We start from the raw sequence: 4,673 nt of genomic DNA, 5'->3' as shown, positions 1-4,673 counted from the left end.
GAAGGTGTAGTGCTGCCGAAACCACACCAGCACCACCGCACAGATCACCGTTTGCAGCGGATAGGCCCAGTGCTCCGGCGCACGCACATGCCACGGCAGTTCGGAATTTTCGATTCGGAACAGCCCGGGCACACTGTTCAGCAGCGTGAACAGCAGCAGAGGCAGCACGTAGGCTGCTGTGGTGGAGGCGCGCAGGCGTGCAAGCATCAGATCGGGCAGTTTAAGGCAGCGCCAGTTCCTCCGCACGTCCGCTTTTCAGCAACCACTTGGAGCAGCCCTTCAAATACATCCGGTTCCAGATGGAGAGCGTGCCAGCACCCGTCGCCATCAGTGCGACCACGCGGTTAGATAGGTGCTCCATCATGTTGCTGAAGCGGCCGGGATGATCAGCCTTGAGCTGACTGCCTCGTTCATAAAAAGCCACAATGCGGCCATCGTAAAAGTACTCGATCAACTCATGCCAGGCCTCATGCCAGCCGCGCTGGCGCTGCTCATAGTGGCCAAGTTCCTTGGCCAGCCGCTCCGGTGAGTCGAGCAGCTTCTCACCATGCTTGGCAAACATTCCGCTCAGAGACTCCGCCGAGTCCAGCGCCAAAAACACTCCGGGCGAAAGCATCGGATCCACAAACCCAAACGCATCTCCCGCCGACACCCAGCCCGGACCCTGCGCGCGGTCTGAAATAAGCTGATAATTGGTATAGGTGTAAACATCCGTCACGCGCTTCCTATGGGCCGCCAGCGGTGAAAGCACAGGATCAGTCGCCAGCACTCGGTCCAGCCGTTCTTCACCATTTGCGCCAAACTCCGGCAGCGACTTGGGATTCATCACGATGCCGAAGCTCAGTTTGTCCGGCAGAGGAATCCGCCAGCTCCAGCCCCACGGGTGGTACATGATCGCGATCTGCCCCGGCTCATGCGGATGTTCAATGCCGGTGAAGTGCGCGAAGTGCGCTGTGTCCCGGCGCTGCCCGGTCGCCGCCTTGATGCCCAGCAGCTTCGCCGACGTGCGCGAGCGCCCGCTGCAGTCAACGATCAGATCCGGCTTCGCACCATTACTGTATCCACCGGCCTCCAGCGTCGCTGCATCCAGCTCCAGCTCAGGTGTGCCACCCGGATGCGCCACCAGTCCGGCACGATGCTTCACAAACTTCACGCCCAGCTCCTTCGCGTAATTCTTCAAAACATCATCAAAACCGGGGCGCGGCACATTGTACGCATACGGTGGCAGGCGGCCCTCCACGGACCGGAAATTGAAATCCATCTTCGTGCCCAGATGATGAATGAAGCTTGCTCCCGGCTTGAACTGCGAGATCGCCGCCACCCGGTCTTCAATGCCCATCCGCTGCAGAATCGCCACGATCGCGGGAATCAACGACTCGCCCACCAGCAGCGCCGGACGTTTTTCATCATCATAGACCAGCGTTTGGATGCCTTGCCGGGCCAGCATCGCGGCGAGCGCGCTGCCGGCAGGTCCGGCTCCGAGAATAGCGATGCGTGGAGATTGGCTCATGAGTCAGTAGCGGCGGAGTTTGCCGCTGGCCGTTAGCGGCAGTTCGGAAACGAAAGTGTAGAACAGCGGGACTTTGTAGGCGGAGAGTCGTTCCTGGCAAAGTTTTCTCAACTCCATCGCCGCTGGCGGCACCTCGGCGTTTTGAGGAATGATTTCTGCCGCAGGCATGGCTCCCAGCGCAGGATGGGCACGACCAGACACTCGGGCGGCTTTGACCCCCGCATGGCTGCACAGCACCGCCTCCACTTCTTCCGGAAAGCACTTCAGGCCGCCCACATTGATCACGCTGCGCACACGACCACGCAGATAGAGACAGCCGTCCTCATCCATTTCGGCAATGTCTCCCGTGGCAAACCATCCGTCTCGCAAAACACTTTCGCGCGGCTGCCACGGCGTCAGGTACGCATCAAACACACCCGGCCCGCGCAGCATCAGTTCACCGTCATCCAGCTTCACCTCAAACGCAGGCAGTGGCTGGCCGATGGAAGTCGGCTTGTCTTTCGCATGCTTCAAATTCAGGATGGGCAGCCCGGCTTCGATGATGCCCATGCCCTGCGTGAGATGCAGCCCCGTTTTGCCGGCAAACAGCTCCGCCACTTCAGTCGTCAGCGCAAACGCCGTCGAAACCGCGAGCCGCAGCGCACCCAGTCTTGCCGCATCAGGCAGTCCGGAAAGCATCGTGTAATGATAAGGCGATCCATACATCACCGTCGCTCCATGCGCCTGCATCATCTCAATCATCACCTTGGGATCGCTCGCCGGAGCGAGGATCGTGGTGGCTCCATGATATAAATAAAGCACGATGGAGACCGCAAAGTGATGCGCCATCGGCAGCACCCACAGCACCCGGTCCTCCGGCCCAATGCGCAATCCCTCGTTCGCCGCCGTGATGCGCGCCAGCAGCGTCTCATGCGAAATCACGATCCCCTTCGACGCCCCCGTGGTCCCGCTGCTGAAACGAATAAACGCTGGGTTCAAAGCCTCCAGCGCCGCTTCATCAAAAGCCGGCGGCACATCATGCACCACCGCTTCCACCCGCCACTCCTCCGCACTCTGCGCATGCACGATGGCATCCAGCGCTGTCGCCTTGGCCAGTTGCGTACGCTCGCTGGCCGTCAGCTCATTCGGGATCGGCACAAAGCAAGCGTTCTGCTGCAAAATCGCCAGCGCCACCACAATGTAGTCCGCTCCGCTCGGCGCATTGAGCCCAATGCGCGGCCGCGCCTTCTTTGGCCAGTTCGCGTCTTCATTCAAACGCCCTGCACACTCCTTCATGCGCGCCTCCAGTTCAACAAACGTAAGCTGCAGTTCCGGGCTGACCACAGCGGAATGCGTGGGCGTGCTGCGTGCAAAAATAAGATCAACGATGTTCACTTGGCGGGTTCCAGTTGGCTCAAAATGCTTCGCACCTGCGGTGCCAGATCGGCGGTGTCTTGTTCATGAAAAGTCACGGCAATGCCGGCTGCCTGTCCAGTGGCCAGCGCCGTGCCCATGACCCGCGTGCTCGCCTGCGCCCGGTGCGTTGAGGAAATGCAGCGTCCCGCGATGAACACATTCCGCAAATCACGCGCACGCAGCGCCCCGAGTGGAATGCCACAGGCCTTCGGTTCCTTCGGATACAGCAGCCGCGGACCCCGCGCCGTTTCACGCAGCTCCATGGGCCACGTCGCATTCGCAACCGCATGCGCATCGCTCCGGCTTTCCAGGATGTCATCCTCCGTTAAAATGACTTCGCCAATCCATCTCCGGCTTTCCCGAATACCAGCACGTACGGGCAGCGTCGTGATCCGCGCTTTGCTGAAACCCTCCAGGCTCGCCTTCAAATGCTCCATGATCGCAAAAGTCACTTCACGTCCCTGCATCTCGATCTCCGTCAACCGGCGCGCATCCGTCGCATCAAACGAATCAGCGGGCAGATCAACCGTCAGGAACGCTTCATTCAAAGCTGAGCTGGCGCGGAAATGCGCACCCGCAGCCTCAGCCGGAAGCTTTTTCTCCTGAATCGCCCGCACCAGGCATCCGGCGATTTTCAATGGACCATCGCCAGTGAGGACGGCAGCCTCCACATCACCGAGTCCAACAATATAGGCCGGACGTTGCAGCTCATTCTCCGGCGTTTGATCCCAGGGGTGGTTCGCAAACGACGCCACCACCGCATCCCCGCTGGCATCCACAAGATTGCGCGGACTCACCTTCCAGGTCGTACCCCGGCATTGCAGCGTCACTTCCACAATACGCTTATTTTCGACCACACATCCGGCGACCTCAGTGTGTAACAAAACCTGCAGTTTTTGCTGAATCCGACACAACTTGTCCAGATACAAAGCCAGCCTTTGCGGCTGATGCATCAGCACATCAACCCTCCCCATTCTCACCGGCCCGTGACCAATGCCTTTTGCCAGCAGATCACGCTCCAGCTCAACCGGCAGCCCCGGATTGGCAATACGAGGCGCTGCGTCTGGCGTCGCCGGCAGCTCATACAAACCACAGAATGAATGCACTAAAGAAGCCGTGCCTGCTCCGCCCAGAATGCCATGACGTTCCACCAGAAGCGTCTCCGTGCCACAACGTGCCGCAGCCAAAGCCGCCGCCACGCCTGCGCTGCCTCCACCGATGATGAGAACGTCGGGATTCATGGCCACATCATTCACCGAGAAGATCAGAATGCCAGCATTCACGCATCCGATCTCGTCACGGATACTCATGCCCTAAATTGTCATCCGTGATGATCTTGGCATCACCCCAGGCCGCCTCCATGGCCTGGCGGCGGCACCAGTGCCACATGTCGCCTGGGACGGGAAGGGCTTCACCCTTGAGGAAGTCGAGCACGCCTTCAATCTGATCCGCAGCGATGACGGGCTGACCATCAATGTAATAAGTCGCGAGAACTTTCTGCCACCGTTCCCGGTCCGGCTCCAGCGGGGCGTTGCTGGCGAGGCAGTGATTCATGACCATCATTGTATGCGGAAACACCTCCATGCCCGTGCGTGCAGCACGAGGTGACTCGGTGCAGTTCCAGAAGGCGATTCCATCGGGCGTCAGGTGCGCTTTGACCTCAGTCAAAAATTCGCGTGAGAGCAGTGCGGAGGCAAACTCACGCCAGTGATGCGTGGTGTTCATCACGATGGCGTCGAAACGTGCGTCAGGGTGCTGACGCAGCCAG

4 protein-coding genes and 1 pseudogene are annotated in these 4,673 nt (G+C 59.8%); all 5 read right to left on the bottom strand.

From position 1 onward, the window contains the following. Positions 1 to 207, bottom strand: a 207-nt coding sequence (locus ACIREA_RS26995) for a hypothetical protein (protein ID WP_397385427.1), incomplete at its 3' end; no start/stop codon positions are given. A gap of 13 nt (positions 208 to 220) precedes the next feature. Next, on the bottom strand, positions 221 to 1,510 hold the full coding sequence (locus ACIREA_RS26990; protein ID WP_397385426.1) for an NAD(P)/FAD-dependent oxidoreductase: 1,290 nt from the start codon (positions 1,508 to 1,510) through the stop codon (positions 221 to 223). Between the two features lie 3 nt (positions 1,511 to 1,513). Next, positions 1,514 to 2,884: a class I adenylate-forming enzyme family protein gene (locus ACIREA_RS26985; RefSeq protein ID WP_397385425.1), complete on the bottom strand. Its 1,371-nt coding sequence runs from the start codon at positions 2,882 to 2,884 to the stop codon at positions 1,514 to 1,516. Next, positions 2,881 to 4,215: an FAD-dependent oxidoreductase gene (locus tag ACIREA_RS26980; RefSeq protein WP_397385424.1), complete on the bottom strand. Its 1,335-nt coding sequence runs from the start codon at positions 4,213 to 4,215 to the stop codon at positions 2,881 to 2,883. The genes ACIREA_RS26985 and ACIREA_RS26980 overlap by 4 nt, the downstream gene beginning before the upstream one ends. After that, positions 4,202 to 4,673 (bottom strand): annotated as a pseudogene (locus ACIREA_RS26975) (spermidine synthase); the annotation flags it as partial. The gene ACIREA_RS26980 and the pseudogene ACIREA_RS26975, both read right to left, overlap by 14 nt.

Origin of the sequence: Prosthecobacter sp. (assembly GCF_044373815.1) — a bacterium.
Classification (GTDB): domain Bacteria; phylum Verrucomicrobiota; class Verrucomicrobiia; order Verrucomicrobiales; family Verrucomicrobiaceae; genus Prosthecobacter.
This window is presented reverse-complemented; position numbering and strand designations above follow the sequence as displayed.

Coding starts and splice junctions, on each gene's coding strand:
- ACIREA_RS26980 (WP_397385424.1), bottom strand. CDS start 4,215: ATGAGTATCCGTGACGAGATCGGATGCGTGAATGCTGGCATTCTGATC.
- ACIREA_RS26990 (WP_397385426.1), bottom strand. CDS start 1,510: ATGAGCCAATCTCCACGCATCGCTATTCTCGGAGCCGGACCTGCCGGC.